This window comes from Enterobacter sp. DVT3837, from assembly GCF_056238685.1.
The window spans coordinates 965,975-983,439 of sequence record NZ_JBWDLA010000001.1; the positions used below are offsets into that span (position 1 = coordinate 965,975).

A 17,465-nucleotide genomic window follows, 5' to 3' on the forward strand; every position below is an offset into this window, starting at 1 on the left:
ATGACCCATGAGGAGGTTCAACGTGCAAGGCGTACCGGAACAGTTTATTGATGAGAGAGACAGTGCGCGCTTTCGCCATCTGGCGGAACTGCCGGGCCTTGAACTTTATCACGCGCATATTTCTGAATACGCCTTTGAGCCTCACACCCACGAAGCCTTTGGCATCGGCACCATCGAGACCGGTGCGGAACGCTTTCGCTATCGCGGTACCCAACACCTCGCGTCTGAAAAATCCGTCGTCACCATGAATCCGGACGAGATCCACACCGGCGAGTCCGCCACCGAAGATGGCTGGCGTTACCGGATGGTCTATATCGACCCCGATCTGCTGGAAGAGGTGACCGGCCTTCGTCACTGGTGGTTTAGCGATGTCACCCGGTATGACCCGCTACGCTCACAGCAAATCGGCAGGCTCATCTATGGTCTGTGGCATACGGACGACCCGCTGGCTCAAAAAGGGCTTTTGTTGGATCTCATTGACACTTTCCAGCCGCTCGCCCATCACGCGCCGCTGATCCGCGAAGGCGCACACCGCTTCGAACGGGTACGCGAATATCTGCACGATAACTATATGCAGGCCCTGACGCTGGATGAACTGGCCAACGTTGTCTCGCTGAGCCCGTACCATTTTCTGCGCCAGTTCAAAGCCCATTTTCACGTTACCCCGCATCAGATGTTGATGGCCATCCGCCTGTGGCGGGCCAAAGCGTTCCTCACGCACGGTATGCCTGCAGCCGAAGTCGCCGCCGCAACCGGGCTGACCGATCAGTCACATTTAACCCGCGCGTTTACCCGCCGCTACGGCATTACCCCCGTGCGCTACCAGAAGCAGGTCACCCGACGTTAAAGCGCAATCTCATACAATACGCGCCACTTTGCCCCTCCTACACTGAGTACAGAGAAAATACCTGTGGATGGAAAAATGATTAGTGGTGTGTTGTATGCCCTGCTGGCAGGGATGATGTGGGGGTTAATCTTTGTCGGCCCGCTGATCGTGCCCGAGTATCCGGCAATACTGCAGTCGACCGGACGTTACCTGGCGCTGGGGCTGATTGCCCTGCCTCTGGCGTGGCTGGGACGCGCGCGATTGCGTCAGCTCAGCCGTCAGGACTGGGGTACCGCGCTGGCGCTGACCATGATGGGCAATCTTATCTATTACGTTTGCCTCGCGAGCGCCATTCAGCGTACCGGGGCGCCAGTGTCTACCATGATTATCGGCACGCTGCCGGTCGTTATCCCCGTCTTTGCTAACCTGCTCTATAGCCAGCGCGATGGCAAACTGGCGTGGTCAAAAATGGTGCCAGCGCTGGGATGCACCGCCGTGGGGCTGGTATGCGTCAATATTGCCGAGCTGCGTCATGGGCAGGTGAATGTTGACCTGTGGCGGTACGGTTCTGGCATTATGCTGGCGTTCATTTCCGTGGCGTGCTGGGCATGGTATGCCCTGCGAAATGCACGCTGGCTGCGGGAGAACCCGGACAAGCATCCGATGATGTGGGCAACGGCGCAGGCGCTAGTGACGCTGCCCGTCTCACTGGTGGGATATGCCGGGGCGTGCATCTGGTTAGGCCATCAACAGCCAGACTTCACCCAGCCCTTCGGGCCAAGACCGTGGGTGTTTATTGGCCTGATGGTTGCGATTGCGGTGCTGTGCTCATGGGTGGGCGCGCTGTGCTGGAATATTGCCAGCCAGAAGCTGCCGACGGTGATCTTAGGGCCGCTGATTGTTTTCGAAACCCTGGCCGGGCTGCTTTACACCTTCCTGATGCGCCAGAGCGTGCCGCCGTTATTCACGGCCTGCGGGATCGCGCTGCTGGTCATCGGGGTGGTGATGGCAGTAAGAGCGAAGCCGGAAAAACCGATGGTTGTTCCGGCGTCGGAGAGTTAGAACGTTTCCCAGTTGGCCTCAGACGCAGCCGCTACGGGCTGCGCCTTTGGTGCATAGGTTTTCACCGGAGTCGCTTTGACCGTCTGGTTGCGGATAATTTTAAATACCGCCACCGCTTCGTTCAGGCGAGCTGCCTGATCTTCCAGCGCTGCTGCCGCTGCCGCAGACTCCTCCACCAACGAGGCGTTCTGCTGAGTGACGCGATCCATCTCTGCCACGGCCTGGCCAACCTGATCAATACCACGGCTCTGTTCGTCAGACGCAGAGGCAATTTCGCCCATGATGTCGGTGACGCGAGTGACTGCATTGACGATCTCTGCCATCGTCTCCCCGGCTTCGTTAACCAGCTGGGAGCCCGCGTTCACGCGTTCGCCAGAATCATCGATCAGCGCTTTGATCTCTTTCGCGGCCTGGGCGCTGCGCTGTGCCAGGGTACGCACTTCACCGGCTACCACCGCAAAACCACGTCCCTGCTCGCCTGCACGGGCAGCTTCCACCGCCGCGTTCAGCGCCAGAATATTCGTCTGGAAGGCAATTCCGTCGATCACGTTAGTAATTTGCGCAATTTTGCTGGAACTGGTAGCAATTTCATCCATGGTGCGTACCACTCCTTCCACCACATGACCGCCCTTCTTCGCGGTTGAAGAAGCATCCAGTGCCAGACGAGAAGCCTGACGCGCGTTATCGGCGTTCTGTTTCACGGTTGCCGTCAGCTGTTCCATGCTGGCTGCCGTTTCTTCCAGAGAAGCGGCCTGCTGCTCGGTACGGGAAGAGAGATCGTTACTGCCCGCAGAGATTTCACCCGCCCCGGTGTAAATAGTATCAGCGCCTTGACGCACGACACCCACGGTATTCGCCAGTGAGGCTTGCATCTCCTGGACGTTGTGCGCAAGGATCGCCATCTCGTTCTTCCCGTCAGCCTGAACCGGCTGGGTTAAATCGCCTGCCGCAATGGCGCGGATATGGCTGATAATCTCTTCCAGCGGCAGCAACAGCACGCGGCGCATGGCGATCCAGCTGGAGATAATGACCACAATGACCAGCAGCATGACAGCAGAAAGGATCCACAGGATGCGTTTGTAGTCGCTTTCATTATCCCTGATGCCTTTATCACTGAGCGCGGCCTGCGCTTCACGCCATTCACGATAAACCGTCTGCATCGCGTTTTGTTTTTGCTCGGCATTCTGCTTGAACATATCTTCCAGATTACCCTGGCTCAGCAACACGTTCATTTGTGCCAGCGTCGCAGAATAATTGCGGTACTGCCCCTCCAGGCGATTCGTCAGGTTCTCATCCAGACCAGGAGTATTCGGCAAGGCATTGTATTTATCATAATGAACCTGTGCTTCAGTCAGCAGATTTTTAGCCGTCGTCACCAGCTCATTCAGCTGACCACCGTTAATTTGAGAGGCCATGCTGCTTTGCAGGCGCAACATCCCACGGTTCAGGGTGACGCGGGCCTGGTTCAGACTGATCCACGCATCGGTGAATTCCGCCACATTCTTGCTGGAAAGCTGCGACACGGTGAAGTTGTCTTTATCGTTGTTCAGCGCGTTGATAAAGATACCAGCGGAGATCAGTTGCATAATGCCGAGTACAAGCAGCACCGAAATCAGAAGGGTAATAACTTTTATACGTTTAAACATGCGTTGCCTTTTATATGCAGGTTTGTTTGACGTGGATATATCGGCAGGCGCGGCGGGTTGTTTACTGTTTCTACGCCTTTAAAAACTTTCTAAACCACTTTCTTAAGTCCATTCAGGGAGTTAATAAGAGCGATTTTTTGTGATCCGAATCTCATTTTCCCCCTTCCCTCTAAAGGGTTATAGCGCTTGCTTAAAGATGCATTTAATATGCATCTTATATTATTGATAACGAGGTAACTGCTATGGCCTATCGCGACCAACCCCTCGGCGAGCTGGCGCTCTCCATCCCTCGCGCTTCTGCGCTGTTTCGTAAATACGACATGGATTACTGCTGTGGCGGTAAGCAAACCCTGGCGCGTGCAGCCTCGCGCAAAGAGCTGGATGTTGAGGTGATTGAAGCAGAGCTGGCGCTGCTGGCCGAGCAGCCCGTCGACAAGGACTGGCGAACTGCCCCGCTCGCTGAAATCATCGACCATATCATCGTGCGATACCATGACCGTCACCGTGAACAGCTGCCGGAACTGATCCTGCAGGCAACCAAAGTCGAGCGCGTACATGCCGACAAACCTTCCGTACCGCGCGGCCTGGCAAAATACCTGACTATGCTGCACGAAGAACTTTCCAGCCACATGATGAAAGAAGAGCAGATCCTCTTCCCGATGATCAAACAGGGAATGGGCAGTCAGGCAATGGGGCCTATCAGCGTGATGGAAAGCGAACACGATGAAGCAGGTGAACTGCTGGAAGTGATCAAACACACTACCGGCAACGTTACACCGCCGCCAGAAGCCTGTACCACCTGGAAAGCGATGTACAACGGCATTAACGAAACGATCGACGACCTGATGGAACACATCAGTCTTGAGAATAACGTTCTGTTCCCACGTGCATTATCCGGGGAATAAAAAAGCCCGGTGGCGCTAGCGCTTACCGGGCCTACAACGTCCTGGAACGTAGGTCGGGTAAGCGCTAGCGCCACCCGGCAACATGCTTAACGCACGCCCGCCATACGTTTCTTACCGATAAACACCCAACCCAGCCCCAGCGCAATAAACCACAGCGGCGTGACGATCAGTGCCTGACGGGTATCGTCTTCCAGCGTCAGCAGAACCAGCACGAAGACGAAGAACGCCATGCACACCCAGCACATCAACTTGCCAAGTGGCATCTTGTAGATCGATTTTTCATGCAGGTGTGGACGCTGCTTACGGTACACCAGGTATGAACAGAGGATGATGGTCCAGACGAACATAAACAGGATCGCAGAGACCGTGGTAATCATGGTGAACGCGCCAATCACGCTTGGGTTCACGTAGAGCATCACCACACCACCCAGCAGGCACATGCAGGAGAAGGTCAGCCCTTTTGCCGGTACCGCACGCTTAGACAACTTGGCAAACGCGCTCGGCGCCACGCCCTCCTGCGCCAGACCAAACAGCATACGGCTGGTGGAGAATACGCCGCTGTTGGCAGAAGAGGCCGCAGAGGTCAGCACCACGAAGTTAATCAGGCTCGCTGCCGCTGGCAGACCCACCAGGACGAACAGCTCAACGAACGGGCTCTTGGTTGGCACGACAGAGCTCCACGGCGTCACGGACATAATGATGACCAGCGCGAAGACGTAGAACATGATGATACGAACCGGAATGGAGTTAATGGCGCGCGGAAGAGACTTCTCAGGATCTTTGGTCTCTGCAGCCGTGGTCCCCACCAGTTCAATGCCCACGAAAGCAAATACCGCAATCTGGAAGCCCGCAAAGAAGCCGCTAATGCCTTTCGGGAACCAACCACCATCATTCCACAGATGAGTAAACGAGGCCTGAACGCCCGTTGGCGACTGGAAGTGCGTGAGAACCATCACCAGCCCCACCACGATGAGCCCTACGATGGCCACGATTTTGATCATCGCGAACCAGAATTCCATCTCACCGAACATTTTAACGGTGGCGAGGTTAAGGCTCAGCAGCAGAACAATGACCGCCAGCGAAGCCACCCAGTCAGAAAGGCCGGGGAACCAGAACTGCGCGTAAGCCGTAATCGCTACAACATCCGCCATACCGGTGACGACCCAGCAGAACCAGTAGGTCCAGCCAGTGAAATAGCCCGCCCATGGCCCGAGGAGGTCAGAAGCAAAGTCGCTGAAGGATTTGTATTCGAGATTCGAGAGCAGCAATTCACCCATTGCACGCATCACGAAGAAAAGCATAAAACCGATAATCATATAAACGAATATGATCGACGGCCCGGCAAGACTGATAGTTTTGCCTGACCCCATAAACAGCCCGGTACCAATGGCTCCTCCAATGGCAATGAGCTGAATATGACGGTTTGTGAGATTGCGCCGTAGCGACTGTTCAGACGGCGCCTCTTCGTCGGCGACGACTTTGACCTGATCTACCATGTGATATTTTCCTGTTTATGCCTGTCTGTGTTGTTAAGGCTCTTCTGGCCTTTAAATACGTCAAAAAATGACGATCCCTTTGTAAGGGCTTATCGATATTAGGTAAGAATCGGCGGGATGAATACTATGATTTAGATATTATGTTAATAATATGTTGAAAGTGAGTGTCATATCACTCATACAGCGCGAAACAGCTCACAAAAATACACGCAACAGTTTCGTTTGCAAGATAAAATATTGATTACATCGTAACTATAGGTTTTAACACTATTTTCCCCTCCCCAACTGGGGAGAGGAAATAAGAAAAGTCGATTACAGAATTTCCAGCAGCTCGACTTCAAAGACCAGCGTGCTGAATGGCGGGATGGATGCACCAGCACCACGCTCGCCGTAAGCCAGGTTGTGCGGAATAGTCAGTTCCCATTTGGATCCGACTGGCATCAGGGTCAACGCTTCGATCCAGCCCGCGATAACACCATTCACCGGGAATTCAGCCGGTTCGCCACGCGCAACAGAACTGTCGAACACAGTACCGTCGATCAGTTTACCGGTGTAATGCACACGAACGTGGTCAGTGCGAGCCGGGATTGCGCCATCGCCCTGGTTGATCACGCGGAACTGCAGGCCTGACTCCGTGCTGTTCACACCTTCACGCTCGCGGTTCTCTTCCAGGAATTTAACACCTTCTGCTGCCATCTCTTCGAAACGTGCGCGACGTACAGCGTCAGCACGTTCGTGGATTTCACGCAGCGCACGGTGCACAACATCAACCGGAACGGCAGGCTGTTTGCCTTCCAGCGCATCAGCGATACCCGCCACCAGCGCTTCAGGTAACAGACCTTCCAGGCCGGATTCGCTCAGCTGCTGTCCTACCTGCAAGCCGATACCGTAACTTGCCTGCGCTTCGATAGTGTCAAAAGTCGGGGTGGTCATGGGATTTCCTTCCATCACATTTAAAGTAGCGGGCAGCATATCAGCCATGCCCTTATGGGTAAAACTTTGTCTGAAGTTAAGGTGACAAACCGCGACGAAACAGAAACAATAGAGATAACCAGGATTAATCCCGAACTGATGTCACGGATGTCGGGTTTGCTACGTCGTTCAGGCAGTTAGCAAACTATACTTCGGAGCACAGGATAAAAAATACGCGGAGCAGGAGGAGAGCCATGCCCGGGCGATTTGAACTGAAACCTACCCTGGCGAAAATCTGGCAGGCGCCGGACAATTTTCGCATCATGGACCCGCTGCCTCCTCTGCATCGCAGAGGGATCATCATCGGCGCGCTGATGGTGATCGTGGGCTTCCTGCTTCCTTCCGGCGGCGATGATGTCAATACCGCGCCCGTCACCCGCAATGCACAGCTGGACATTCAGTCGCAGACGCGGCCTCAGCCTGATGCACAACCCATGCAGACGCAGCTGGTCACGCCGTCTAACGATCCGGGTCAGGTCGCGCCAGTTGAGCCAGAACCGGTCCAGGATGAACAGCCGCAGGAACAGGCCGCTGCTGAGCCACAGACGCAGCAGCCCACCGGTATCCAGCAGCAGTGGCGCTCTTATCGCGTAGAACCAGGCAAAACCCTGGCGCAGCTGTTCCGCGACCATAACCTGCCGCCAACGGATGTGTATGCCATGGCGCAGGTGGAGGGTTCAGGTAAGCCGCTCAGCAACCTGCAAAATGGTCAGATGGTGCAGATTCGTCAGAATGCCAGCGGTGTGGTCACCGGGCTAACGATTGATACGGGAAATGGTCAGCAGGTGCTGTTTACCCGTCAGCCAGATGGCAGTTTTATCAGGGCACGTTAAGAACCCGGTTCTTTAAAAAGCAAAACGCCGGCACAAGGCCGGCGTCTCGACGTGAGCAGAGTAAAAAATTACTCAGCTACAACGTTAACAACCAGTTTAGCGAACACTTCGCTGTGAACCTGGAAGTCAACTTCGTGCTCACCAGTGGTACGCAGAACGCCGTTCGGCAGACGAACTTCGCTCTTAGCCACTTTAACGCCTGCTGCAGAAACTGCATCAGCGATATCGCGGGTACCGATGGAACCGAACAGTTTACCTTCGTCGCCAGATTTGGAAGCGATGGTAACGGTGCCCAGTGCGTTGATTGACTCAGCGCGAGCGTTAGCAGCCGCCAGAACGTCAGCCAGTTTGGCTTCCAGTTCAGCGCGACGTGCTTCGAAAAACTCTACGTTTTTCTTGGTAGCTGGAACAGCTTTACCCTGTGGAACCAGGAAGTTACGAGCGTAGCCCGCTTTAACGTTTACCTGATCACCCAGGCTGCCCAGGTTTGCTACTTTATCAAGCAGAATAACTTGCATTACCTTATCCTCTTAAAGTCGTATTAATGGACCGTGCCCGATTACTGATGACGATCAGTGTACGGCAGCAGGGACAGGTAGCGAGCGCGTTTGATAGCGCGAGCCAGCTGACGCTGGTATTTTGCACGAGTACCGGTGATACGGCTTGGGACAATCTTACCGCTTTCGGTGATGTAGTTTTTCAGCGTTGCGATATCTTTATAGTCGATCTCTTGAACGCCTTCCGCGGTGAAACGGCAGAACTTGCGACGACGGAAATAACGTGCCATATGGCTAGTCTCCAGAATCTATCAAATCAATCTGCTCGGCATGCAGAACCATTTTGCTCAGACCGTTCTTTGCCTTGTGGCAAGAGATGAACCCCTGAACGATTACTGCACTACCGACCGTTAAACTGTGAGTAATGGCCTGGTTTTCGTGTCCGCTAATAATAACGGGCATTTGGCACCATGCCTGCCGGTGAAACCCGGCTTCCTCTTGCACAGAACGATGCTCAAGCACGAACTGGCAATGCGGAATTCCTGATGGACTGACCTTTCGAAGGGGAGCCCTGCATACGATGCCGGACAACGCCAGACGGTTGGTCATCAGAAATTACTCTTCAGAATCCCCAGCATCAGAATCATCTGCGGTTTCGTTTGCGAAATCATCGCGACGCTCGCGGCGCTCGTCTTTCGCTTTAACCATCGGAGATGCTTCGGTAACTGCGTGTTTAGTACGCATAACCATGCTGCGGATAACGGCATCGTTGAAGCGGAAGTTAGTTTCCAGCTCATCGATCACTTCCTGCGGCGCTTCAACGTTCAGCAGAACGTAGTGAGCTTTGTGCAGTTTGTTGATCGGGTAAGCCAGCTGACGGCGGCCCCAGTCTTCCAGACGGTGGATCGTGCCCGCTGCTGCAGTGATTGCACCAGTGTAGCGCTCGATCATACCCGGAACCTGTTCGCTCTGGTCAGGATGGACCATAAAAACGATTTCGTAATGACGCATCGAATTGCTCCTTACGGATTATTCAGCCTCCTGTCTGGGTCAGCCGAGGCCCGGGGAGGCAAGGAACGTGTTAAAGGTCGGCTGAAAAATTGACGCGTCATAATACTTGTACACCCCTGGAAACTCAAGCTGATTGCACAAATAATTCGCACAAAGCGCAAAGCTGGTCTAAGTGGATGATTTAAAATTATTCACATCCGAAAGCGTTGTTTTTTTGAACAACAGCATCAGAAATGGTCACGCTTTCCCGCCGAATGAGTGATTACACTTTAATCAGAGGTCATCTGAATTAAAGAAGGAGTATCACACCACTCTCTCACAGCACGCAGTCGTGGAGCGCATATCATGAAAAAAATCGTATTAGCCATAATGGCTGCGCTTTTGCTCAGTGCAAACGCGATGGCAGCCATCAAAATAGACAGCCGACAGGCCAGAAACATGGATGATGTGCAAAGCTTGGGCGTAATCTACATCAATCATAATTTCGCCACTGAAAGTGAAGCAGATCAGGCTCTTAACAAAGAAACCGATGCTCAGGGTGCTACATACTATCACGTCATTCTGATGCGTGAACCCGGTAGCAACGGCAACATGCACGCCAGTGCAGATATATACAGATAACGTTTTAACGCTAGCACCAGGAAGCCCAACAACGAGAACATAGCCATAGTTTAACTTGCCCCCAGCCCGGGGGCTTTTTTTTATGAATGGCTCTGAAATACCACCGGTTACAACTGTTTTTTGGTATTCCAGAGCACTTATTCACTTTTGCCCGTAATATGCGTTTGGGCCGTGCTTACGCTTGAAGTGCTTGTCCATCAGGTAATCATCAATGCCCTGAAGCTGTGGGTTAATGTCGCGGGCAATCCACGCCATTCGTGCCACCTCCTCCATGACCACCGCATTATGGACAGCGTCGTGGGCATCTTTACCCCACGAGAACGGACCGTGCTGGTACACCACAATGCCCGGTGTATGCAGCGGCTCACTGTCTCCCAAGGTCTCAATAATCACCTTACCGGTGTTGAGTTCGTACTCACCTTCCACTTCATCCTGCGTAAGTGCCCGTGTACAGGGGATGTCGCCAAAGAAGTAATCTGCATGCGTAGTTCCCAGAGCGGGTATTGCCAGACCCGCCTGTGCCCAGGCCGTAGCATGCGTTGAGTGCGTATGCACAACACCACCCAGTGAAGGATAACGCCGGTAAAGCGCCAGGTGAGTGGCCGTATCGGAAGAAGGTCGCCATTTGCCATCGACAACATTTCCTTCGAGATCCACGAGCACCATATCGTCCACTTTCATGGTTTCATACGCCACACCGCTCGGCTTAATTGCGATCACCCCACGATCGCGATCGATAGCACTGACGTTACCCCAGGTGAAGGTCACCAGGCCGTAACGCGGCAGATCCATATTGGCCTCAAAGACCTGCTGTTTGAGCTTAAGCATGTTCAGCCTCCAGCATACCCGCACGCGCCATTCGCTCACGCACCCAGTCGCGCGCTTTCGCCACTTCCGCGGCCGGGTCATCCGACGTTTCACTCCACATCTCAATCAGGTAAGGCCCGCAATACCCTGTCTGCTTGAGCGTCAGGAAGCACCGTTCGAAATCCACCACCCCGGTGCCGAACGGAACATTTTTGAACACACCAGGCCGCGTATCTTTGACGTGAACCGCCACGATATGACCTATACCTGCCTGCAGTTCCATCTGCACGTCATTATCCCATGCCGACAAGTTGCCAATATCAGGATAGAGCTGGAACCACGGATTATTCAGATAGTGCGCGTAGCCCAGCGCTTTGCTGATCGAGTTCATTAACGGATAATCCATGATCTCCATCGCCAGCGTCACCTGCGCGCGGCTTGCCATCTCGACGCTCTCTTTCAGGCCGTCACGGAAACGACGGCGCGTTTCATCGTTGGCTTCCTGATAGTAAACGTCATAACCCGCCAGTTGGATCACCCTGATGCCGACGTCCTGAGCAAAGCGAATGGCTTTCCGCATGATCTCCAGACCCTGAGCACGCACGGCATCATCTTCACTCCCAAGCGGGAACCGCCGATGGGCACTGAGACACATGGAAGGGACGCGTACGCCCGTTTCAGCGATAGCGCCCACCAGCGCCAGGCGTTGTTCACGGCTCCAGTCGAGGCGAGAGAGGCGATCGTCTGTCTCATCCACTGACATTTCGACAAAATCGAAACCCAGCTCTTTTGCCAACCGTAACCGCGCCAGCCAGCACTCCCCCGCGGGGAGTGCCTTTTCATAGATGCCAAGCGGGACTTGTTTTGACAACATACCCGCTCCTTAGCCCCAAAGCTGAGCGATGGAGCGTTTGAACTGACGCGCCGCTTCTACCGGGGAGGCAGCATCGCGGATGCTACGACCCGCAATGAAGACGTGAATTGGAATACCCTTGAATAACGGCAGATCTTCCAGCGCCAGGCCGCCCGTAACGGTCACTTTAAAGCCCATATCAGCCAGACGTTTAATCGCACTGATATCTGCGTCACCCCACGCCACGCCTGCAGCCTGTGCATCACGGCTACGGTGGTAAACCACCTGCTGAATGCCCGCGTCGCGCCACTCCTGCGCCTGCTCCCAGGTCCAGAAGCCGGTCAGTTCAATCTGCACGTCGCCGTTAAACTCTTTTGCCACGTCCAGCGCGCCTTTGGCGGTGTTGATATCCGCACAGCAGATCACGGTGACCCAGTCGGCGTTGGCTTCAAAACACATACGAGAGAGAATTTTGCCTGCGTCCGCAATCTTGGCATCCGCCAGCACGATTTTGTGCGGATAGAGCGCCTTCAGGTCGCGAACGGCACGGACACCTTCGCCCACGCACAAAATGGTTCCAACTTCGATGATGTCCACTTCTTCTGCAATCAGACGGGTCGTTTCGTAAGCGTGGGACAGCGTCTGGTTATCCAGCGCAACCTGCAACATTGGTAATGACATGTTCAATTCCTCTTAAACTGCCGCCGCAGTGGCGATATCAATTAAATCCAGCACTTCCTGCTCGGTGCGGCAGGCACGTAAACGGTCGAAATTGGCCTCGTCATCAAACAGATTCACGATCTGCATGATGCCCACCTCCTGGTGGGTATTGGCATCAACAGCGGCCATGGTGATAAGAATGTCTACCGGGTCGTTATCTTCATGGTTAAACACCAACGGCGTTTTCAGCGTCACCAGGGCAAAGCCGGTTTTCTTCACCCCCTCTTCCGGCCGGCCATGCGGCATGGCCAGGCCCGGTGCAATGACAAAGTAAGGGCCGTGCTGAGCAACGCCATCCAGAATGGCCTGGTAATAACGTGGCTCGACAACATCAGCTTTAACCAGTAAATCCACGCTCAGCTTCACCGCTTCCTGCCAGGTGCTGGCCTCAGCCTGTAAAAGAATGGAATTATTCTCTGCCAGAGAATCACGTAGTTTCATGTGGCGTCCTTACTTCACATCTTGTGGGAAATGTTCTTTGATCACTTCCAACAGCTTTGGTCCGAAATCCGCAGGTGAAAGCATGTTGCGTACACCCACGACATATTTATTGCCTGACACACTAATTTCGCCGGCGATGTGGGTAGAGGCGATGATGATGTCCGCGCCGTTCAGCTCACTTTTGTATTCACCCACTGCGCAGCTGTTCACCGTGTGATCGATGTTTGACTGGGTTAAAAACTGGTCCACTTTCATCTTCATGATCATGGAGCTACCTTGCCCATTGCCACACACAGCCAGGATACGTACGGTCATAATCGAAACTCCTTAATGAGCAGAAACTTCTGCTGTTTGTTTTTCCGCATCTTCTTCAGCGCGCAGAGCGCGGCCCGCGAAGAACATATAAGCCAGAGCAATCAGAATGATGACGGCCATAAAGACCAGTCCGACGGATGCAAAGCCCTGCATCATTGGTGGCGCCAGAATTGACCAGTCCGCCATGCCCATCCAGGCGCTCATGCCGGTGAGCTTGACCGCCCACACACAACCGAAAATTTCCACCATGCCCATCACCAGGCAGATCTTGAGCGCCGCGCGCCAGCCGCCAAAGTGGTTTGCAAAGACGCCGATGGTGGCGTTGGAGAAGAACATCGGGATAAAACCAGGGATAATCAGGATTGAGGAGCCGCAGCCTACCAGGATGCCCACCGCAATCAGCTGGCCGATAGTGCCCCACATAAAGCCCCAGACCACCGCGTTCGGTGCGAAGCTGTAGATAGCCGCACAGTCAATCGCAAGTACTGCGCCAGGAATCAGGCGCTGGGAAATCCCGTTGAAGGCTTCAGACAGCTCGGCAACGAACATACGCACGCCCTGAGTGATGATGAAAATTGCCACTGCGAAGGAGAAGCCGGTCTGCAGGATATAGACCGTCCAGTGGGTTTTCCCTGCCATCGCCTGCACTACATCAATGCCGAAGGAGAGCAGAATGGCGCCGAAGAAAAGGGTCATCACAATCGCCGTAGAAACGATGTTGTCGTGGAAGATATTCAGCCAGCCAGGCAGCTTGAGGTCTTCAACGCTCTCTTCTTTTTTACCCAGGTACGGTGCAACTTTGTAAGCAATCCAGGAGGCAAACTGCTGCTGATGGCCGATTGAAAAACCGCAACCATCAGTCACTTCCTGTGTTGGCTTGTACATCATGTTGGAGGTGATACCCCAGTAGAGCGATACCAGCACTGCGGTGCAGATAATCGTGGTCCACATTGGGTAGCCGAAAATATAGAGAGAAACCGCAATGAGCCCCGCCTGCTGGAACATGATGTGTCCCGTCAGCATGATGGTGCGAATGCCTGTAATGCGGCGCAGAAGAACATAAATAATGTTCAGCGCCAGCGCGAGCAGCACCGCATAACCGACCCAACTATAGGCATCACCCATGCGATCGATAGTGGCCATCATTGATGCATATGTGTCAGAGATCGCACCATTGATGCCATACACTTCCGACATTTTGGCCACGACAGGCTTAAACGTGCTGGTCAGAATGCCTGACCCTGCCTGCAACAGCATGAAACCAATGATGGTCTTAATCGTGCCTTTAATAATAACGCTGACGCTCTTGCGCAGCAGGATATAGCCCAGGCACGTCACGATACCCAGCAGCAGCGGGGCGTTAGTCATTACCTGATTAAAGAACACGGTAAAGACGTTGTAGAGGATCTCCATAACTCTCTCCAGAAATGAGAACACGAGGGGCAATCCCTGTGTGGTTGGTGCCATCACTCTAGTAATCACAAATAATCACCACAAGATTGAATTTGATTATTTGTGACGTATCACGCAAATTATTTCCATGCTGTGAGTAATGATTTTCACCGCCCTCTGAGATAAATAATTTAATCTTTATAATTCATGCAATTAATCATTAATAAGAGATAGTCTAACAAGGTAAAAGCGGATAATCCGTGAAGTCGAACAGATAAAATCCCTCATTTTTACCGTTGCAAAGTACGTCAAATGGTGCCAGCATTAATCACAACAAATCACATTGTGATTACTTTTGATTAAAACCAGGAGTCAAACGATGAGTAAAGTAAACACCATCACCCGCGAATCATGGATTCTGAGCACCTTTCCGGAATGGGGTAGCTGGCTGAACGAAGAGATCGAGCAGGAACGGGTTGCTCCCGGTACCTTTGCAATGTGGTGGCTGGGTTGTACCGGTATCTGGTTGAAATCAGAGGGTGGTGCGAACATTTGCGTCGATTTCTGGTGCGGTACGGGCAAACAGAGCCACGGCAACCCGTTGATGAAAAAAGGCCATCAGATGCAGCGTATGGCGGGTGTGGAAAAACTGCAGCCAAACCTGCGTACGACACCTTTTGTGCTTGATCCATTTGCTATTCGGCAGATCGATGCTGTTCTCTCAACGCACGATCACAACGACCATATCGACGTAAATGTAGCGGCAGCGGTCATGCAAAACTGTGCCGATGACGTCCCGTTTATCGGACCGCAGACCTGCGTGGATCTCTGGATTGGCTGGGGTGTACCGAAAGAGCGCTGCATTGTCATGAAGCCGGGCGATGTGGTGAAAATTAAAGACATTGAAATCCACGCGCTTGATGCCTTTGACCGTACCGCATTGATTACTCTGCCTGCCGATCAGAAAGCCGCTGGGGTACTACCAGATGGCATGGACGAGCGCGCGGTTAACTATCTGTTTAAAACCCCTGGCGGCTCTCTGTACCACAGCGGTGACTCTCACTACTCCAACTACTATGCGAAGCACGGTAATGAACATCAGATTGACGTGGCGCTGGGCTCCTACGGCGAGAACCCACGCGGCATCACTGACAAGATGACCAGCGCTGATATGCTGCGCATGGCGGAAGCATTGAACACCAAAGTGGTGATCCCGTTCCACCATGATATCTGGTCCAATTTCCAGGCCGACCCACAGGAAATCCGCGTACTGTGGGAGATGAAAAAAGATCGTCTGAAATATGGCTTCAAGCCATTCATCTGGCAGGTTGGAGGCAAGTTCACCTGGCCACTGGACAAAGACAATCTCGAGTATCACTACCCGCGTGGCTTTGATGATTGCTTCACCATCGAACCCGACCTGCCGTTCAAGTCCTTCCTCTGATTGTGAAGCCAAATCGCCAGACTTCTGTCTGGCGATTCCATAATTATTTTAGTAATTTCATGCTATTTCAAATATCATCTTTTCAAATCAATTCTTATCGGAATAGCTCATGACGGAAGCGCAACGGCATCAAATTCTCCTGGAACTCCTGGCGCAAACAGGTTTCATCACCGTCGAGAAAGTCATCGAGCATTTAGGGATTTCCCCGGCGACAGCACGGCGGGATATCAACAAGCTGGATGAGAGCGGGAAACTGAAAAAAGTCCGCAACGGCGCAGAAGCGATCAGCCAACAACGCCCGCGCTGGACGCCAATGAACATTCATCAGGCACAAAATCATGATGAAAAAGTGCGTATTGCCAGAGCCGCATCGCAGCTGGTGAATCCCGGCGAAAGCGTGGTGATCAACTGTGGCTCCACGGCGTTTCTTCTGGGCCGGGAGATGTGCGGAAAACCGGTGCAAATCATCACCAACTACTTACCGCTCGCCAACTATCTTATCGATCAGGAACATGAAAGCGTCGTTATTATGGGTGGCCAGTACAATAAAAGTCAGTCCATCACCCTCAGCCCACAGGATAGCGAAAACAGTCTTTATGCCGGTCACTGGATGTTTACCAGCGGTAAAGGCCTTACCGCTGATGGCCTGTATAAAACCGATATGTTGACTGCGATGGCGGAGCAAAACATGCTCAACGTTGTAGGCAAGCTCGTAGTGCTGGTCGACAGCAGCAAAGTGGGCGAGCGCGCAGGGATGTTATTCAGCCGCGCCGAACAGATCGACATGGTGATCACCGGCAAAGGGGCCAACCCAGAGATCCTCCAGAAACTGGAGGATCAGGGCGTCAAAGTCCTGCGCGTTTAAAAATGCTGGCGGAAGAATGCCACCGTGGCGTCCAGTGCCGTGGGCGTGATGCGGTGGCGGACGCCCGCTTCCCACAGGCAGGTCAGGTTGCTATCCAGTCCCTCGCGCTGCAACGACTGTTGAAGACGGAAGGTTCCATCGGGTGGGACCACGTCATCCGCGTCACCGTGCCACAACAGCAGCGGGCGATCGGCCAGACGCGGCAATGCCCGGGTCACTTCCCACTCTGCCAGCGTCGCGGTCATTTCCGTTAAATCCTGAGGGGGAAAAAGCGTCTTCGCCAGTGAGGTAAAATAGCCCGAGCCCATCAGGCAGGCGACGGATTTCACCTCTGGGTGATGCGTCATAATCCCCAGCGCCGTCATGCCCCCCATTGACGCCCCGGCCACGGCCAGACGATCATCAGCCACCAGCCCTGCCTCATAGAGCGCATCACGCAACCCGGCAAACTCGGTCAGACTGCCGTGCAGAATGTGCCAGAACTGTCCAAGCCGCGCCTGTTCATTACCCGTAAAGCGTGCGCCGTGGTCAGGTGCATCCGACATCACCACCCGAAAGCCGGCCTGAGCCAGCGCCACCGCAAAATAACTGTAAACCAGCTTAGAAGACGTAAATCCATGATAAAAAACGATAACAGGCAGCGGCACATCACGTTTTCCCGCTGGTATCGCGTGTAAAATTTCATGGCCGCCGAGATGGCGTATTTCAATTTCAATCATTGTCGACCCTGTCCGAATGTATGATTCATAATGTTGAGAA

At 53.5% G+C, this 17,465-nt stretch carries 21 protein-coding genes; 7 read left to right on the plus strand and 14 right to left on the minus strand.

Annotation, left to right across the window (positions count from 1 at the left end):
• The first annotated feature begins 22 nt into the window (after positions 1-22).
• Together AC0XWG_RS04720 and AC0XWG_RS04725 are read left to right on the plus strand one after the other, a co-directional pair.
• Entirely contained in the window at positions 23-847 is an 825-nt protein-coding gene (locus tag AC0XWG_RS04720) for an AraC family transcriptional regulator (RefSeq protein WP_475680427.1), read from the plus strand.
• Between the two features lie 75 nt (positions 848-922).
• Positions 923-1,888, plus strand: coding sequence for a DMT family transporter (locus tag AC0XWG_RS04725; RefSeq protein WP_028016464.1), 966 nt, complete (start codon positions 923-925; stop codon positions 1,886-1,888).
• On the opposite strand, the gene AC0XWG_RS04730 is transcribed toward AC0XWG_RS04725, so the two are convergent.
• Positions 1,885-3,534 carry a methyl-accepting chemotaxis protein gene (locus AC0XWG_RS04730; RefSeq protein ID WP_475680428.1) on the minus strand — a complete coding sequence of 550 codons (1,650 nt, stop codon included), beginning with the start codon at positions 3,532-3,534 and terminating at the stop codon, positions 1,885-1,887. The two genes, AC0XWG_RS04725 and AC0XWG_RS04730, sit on opposite strands and share 4 nt — an antisense overlap.
• Positions 3,535-3,776: 242 nt before the next feature.
• On the opposite strand from AC0XWG_RS04730, the gene ytfE reads away from it, so the two are divergent.
• The gene (gene ytfE, locus AC0XWG_RS04735; protein WP_028016462.1) at positions 3,777-4,439 is read left to right on the plus strand and encodes an iron-sulfur cluster repair protein YtfE; all 663 of its coding nucleotides are present in this window, start codon (positions 3,777-3,779) and stop codon (positions 4,437-4,439) included.
• Positions 4,440-4,525: 86 nt separating this feature from the next.
• Here the strand turns inward: ytfE and cycA are convergent, their stop codons facing one another.
• A complete protein-coding gene (cycA, locus tag AC0XWG_RS04740; RefSeq protein WP_108089450.1) occupies positions 4,526-5,935 on the minus strand; it encodes a D-serine/D-alanine/glycine transporter in 1,410 nt (469 codons plus the stop codon).
• A 312-nt stretch (positions 5,936-6,247) separates the two neighbouring features.
• Positions 6,248-6,868 carry an FKBP-type peptidyl-prolyl cis-trans isomerase gene (fklB, locus tag AC0XWG_RS04745; RefSeq protein WP_028016460.1) on the minus strand — a complete coding sequence of 207 codons (621 nt, stop codon included), beginning with the start codon at positions 6,866-6,868 and terminating at the stop codon, positions 6,248-6,250.
• 233 nt (positions 6,869-7,101) lie between these two features.
• On the opposite strand from fklB, the gene AC0XWG_RS04750 reads away from it, so the two are divergent.
• Positions 7,102-7,740, plus strand: coding sequence for an OapA family protein (locus AC0XWG_RS04750; RefSeq protein ID WP_032666753.1), 639 nt, complete (start codon positions 7,102-7,104; stop codon positions 7,738-7,740).
• Between the two features lie 68 nt (positions 7,741-7,808).
• Here AC0XWG_RS04750 and rplI read toward each other — a convergent pair whose 3' ends face one another.
• The 4 genes from rplI to rpsF are packed head-to-tail and all read right to left on the minus strand — an operon-like array spanning position 7,809 to position 9,248.
• On the minus strand, positions 7,809-8,258 hold the full coding sequence (gene rplI, locus AC0XWG_RS04755) for a 50S ribosomal protein L9 (protein WP_028016458.1): 450 nt from the start codon (positions 8,256-8,258) through the stop codon (positions 7,809-7,811).
• Between the two features lie 41 nt (positions 8,259-8,299).
• Positions 8,300-8,527 carry a 30S ribosomal protein S18 gene (gene rpsR, locus AC0XWG_RS04760; RefSeq protein WP_000135199.1) on the minus strand — a complete coding sequence of 76 codons (228 nt, stop codon included), beginning with the start codon at positions 8,525-8,527 and terminating at the stop codon, positions 8,300-8,302.
• A gap of 4 nt (positions 8,528-8,531) precedes the next feature.
• Entirely contained in the window at positions 8,532-8,846 is a 315-nt protein-coding gene (gene priB / locus AC0XWG_RS04765; protein WP_008502895.1) for a primosomal replication protein N, read from the minus strand.
• A 6-nt stretch (positions 8,847-8,852) separates the two neighbouring features.
• Positions 8,853-9,248 carry a 30S ribosomal protein S6 gene (rpsF, locus tag AC0XWG_RS04770; protein ID WP_014830397.1) on the minus strand — a complete coding sequence of 132 codons (396 nt, stop codon included), beginning with the start codon at positions 9,246-9,248 and terminating at the stop codon, positions 8,853-8,855.
• A 345-nt stretch (positions 9,249-9,593) separates the two neighbouring features.
• On the opposite strand from rpsF, the gene yjfY reads away from it, so the two are divergent.
• On the plus strand, positions 9,594-9,869 hold the full coding sequence (gene yjfY / locus AC0XWG_RS04775; protein ID WP_028016457.1) for a DUF1471 family protein YjfY: 276 nt from the start codon (positions 9,594-9,596) through the stop codon (positions 9,867-9,869).
• Between the two features lie 141 nt (positions 9,870-10,010).
• On the opposite strand, the gene AC0XWG_RS04780 is transcribed toward yjfY, so the two are convergent.
• The 6 genes from AC0XWG_RS04780 to ulaA are packed head-to-tail and all read right to left on the minus strand — an operon-like array spanning position 10,011 to position 14,418.
• On the minus strand, positions 10,011-10,697 hold the full coding sequence (locus AC0XWG_RS04780) for an L-ribulose-5-phosphate 4-epimerase (protein ID WP_028016456.1): 687 nt from the start codon (positions 10,695-10,697) through the stop codon (positions 10,011-10,013).
• On the minus strand, positions 10,690-11,550 hold the full coding sequence (locus AC0XWG_RS04785) for an L-ribulose-5-phosphate 3-epimerase (RefSeq protein ID WP_128348292.1): 861 nt from the start codon (positions 11,548-11,550) through the stop codon (positions 10,690-10,692). The genes AC0XWG_RS04780 and AC0XWG_RS04785 overlap by 8 nt, the downstream gene beginning before the upstream one ends.
• A 9-nt stretch (positions 11,551-11,559) precedes the next feature.
• Positions 11,560-12,210 (minus strand): 3-keto-L-gulonate-6-phosphate decarboxylase UlaD, encoded by a 651-nt coding sequence (ulaD, locus tag AC0XWG_RS04790; RefSeq protein ID WP_023345304.1) that lies wholly within the window; start codon positions 12,208-12,210, stop codon positions 11,560-11,562.
• 12 nt (positions 12,211-12,222) lie between these two features.
• A complete protein-coding gene (ulaC, locus tag AC0XWG_RS04795; protein WP_028016454.1) occupies positions 12,223-12,690 on the minus strand; it encodes a PTS ascorbate transporter subunit IIA in 468 nt (155 codons plus the stop codon).
• Between the two features lie 9 nt (positions 12,691-12,699).
• Complete coding sequence (gene ulaB, locus AC0XWG_RS04800; RefSeq protein WP_003856022.1) at positions 12,700-13,005, minus strand: PTS ascorbate transporter subunit IIB; 306 nt, start codon at positions 13,003-13,005, stop codon at positions 12,700-12,702.
• 12 nt (positions 13,006-13,017) lie between these two features.
• Entirely contained in the window at positions 13,018-14,418 is a 1,401-nt protein-coding gene (ulaA, locus tag AC0XWG_RS04805; protein ID WP_028016453.1) for a PTS ascorbate transporter subunit IIC, read from the minus strand.
• A gap of 358 nt (positions 14,419-14,776) precedes the next feature.
• Here ulaA and ulaG point away from each other — a divergent pair, with 358 nt between their 5' ends.
• Complete coding sequence (ulaG, locus tag AC0XWG_RS04810) at positions 14,777-15,841, plus strand: L-ascorbate 6-phosphate lactonase (RefSeq protein ID WP_028016452.1); 1,065 nt, start codon at positions 14,777-14,779, stop codon at positions 15,839-15,841.
• 109 nt (positions 15,842-15,950) lie between these two features.
• Positions 15,951-16,706: an HTH-type transcriptional regulator UlaR gene (ulaR, locus tag AC0XWG_RS04815; protein ID WP_028016451.1), complete on the plus strand. Its 756-nt coding sequence runs from the start codon at positions 15,951-15,953 to the stop codon at positions 16,704-16,706.
• On the opposite strand, the gene yjfP is transcribed toward ulaR, so the two are convergent.
• Positions 16,703-17,425 (minus strand): esterase, encoded by a 723-nt coding sequence (gene yjfP / locus AC0XWG_RS04820; protein ID WP_128348293.1) that lies wholly within the window; start codon positions 17,423-17,425, stop codon positions 16,703-16,705. The genes ulaR and yjfP overlap by 4 nt on opposite strands.
• Positions 17,426-17,465: the final 40 nt, after the last annotated feature.

Bases quoted from the DNA above. Each gene is read 5' to 3' on its own strand.
- rpsF (WP_014830397.1), bottom strand. From the start codon at position 9,248: ATGCGTCATTACGAAATCGTTTTTATGGTCCATCCTGACCAGAGCGAA.
- rplI (WP_028016458.1), bottom strand. From the start codon at position 8,258: ATGCAAGTTATTCTGCTTGATAAAGTAGCAAACCTGGGCAGCCTGGGT.
- AC0XWG_RS04725 (WP_028016464.1), top strand. From the start codon at position 923: ATGATTAGTGGTGTGTTGTATGCCCTGCTGGCAGGGATGATGTGGGGG.
- ulaA (WP_028016453.1), bottom strand. From the start codon at position 14,418: ATGGAGATCCTCTACAACGTCTTTACCGTGTTCTTTAATCAGGTAATG.
- AC0XWG_RS04780 (WP_028016456.1), bottom strand. From the start codon at position 10,697: ATGCTTAAGCTCAAACAGCAGGTCTTTGAGGCCAATATGGATCTGCCG.
- cycA (WP_108089450.1), bottom strand. From the start codon at position 5,935: ATGGTAGATCAGGTCAAAGTCGTCGCCGACGAAGAGGCGCCGTCTGAA.
- ulaD (WP_023345304.1), bottom strand. From the start codon at position 12,210: ATGTCATTACCAATGTTGCAGGTTGCGCTGGATAACCAGACGCTGTCC.
- ytfE (WP_028016462.1), top strand. From the start codon at position 3,777: ATGGCCTATCGCGACCAACCCCTCGGCGAGCTGGCGCTCTCCATCCCT.
- priB (WP_008502895.1), bottom strand. From the start codon at position 8,846: ATGACCAACCGTCTGGCGTTGTCCGGCATCGTATGCAGGGCTCCCCTT.
- yjfP (WP_128348293.1), bottom strand. From the start codon at position 17,425: ATGATTGAAATTGAAATACGCCATCTCGGCGGCCATGAAATTTTACAC.
- yjfY (WP_028016457.1), top strand. From the start codon at position 9,594: ATGAAAAAAATCGTATTAGCCATAATGGCTGCGCTTTTGCTCAGTGCA.
- fklB (WP_028016460.1), bottom strand. From the start codon at position 6,868: ATGACCACCCCGACTTTTGACACTATCGAAGCGCAGGCAAGTTACGGT.
- ulaG (WP_028016452.1), top strand. From the start codon at position 14,777: ATGAGTAAAGTAAACACCATCACCCGCGAATCATGGATTCTGAGCACC.
- AC0XWG_RS04785 (WP_128348292.1), bottom strand. From the start codon at position 11,550: ATGTTGTCAAAACAAGTCCCGCTTGGCATCTATGAAAAGGCACTCCCC.
- ulaB (WP_003856022.1), bottom strand. From the start codon at position 13,005: ATGACCGTACGTATCCTGGCTGTGTGTGGCAATGGGCAAGGTAGCTCC.
- ulaC (WP_028016454.1), bottom strand. From the start codon at position 12,690: ATGAAACTACGTGATTCTCTGGCAGAGAATAATTCCATTCTTTTACAG.
- AC0XWG_RS04750 (WP_032666753.1), top strand. From the start codon at position 7,102: ATGCCCGGGCGATTTGAACTGAAACCTACCCTGGCGAAAATCTGGCAG.
- AC0XWG_RS04730 (WP_475680428.1), bottom strand. From the start codon at position 3,534: ATGTTTAAACGTATAAAAGTTATTACCCTTCTGATTTCGGTGCTGCTT.
- ulaR (WP_028016451.1), top strand. From the start codon at position 15,951: ATGACGGAAGCGCAACGGCATCAAATTCTCCTGGAACTCCTGGCGCAA.
- rpsR (WP_000135199.1), bottom strand. From the start codon at position 8,527: ATGGCACGTTATTTCCGTCGTCGCAAGTTCTGCCGTTTCACCGCGGAA.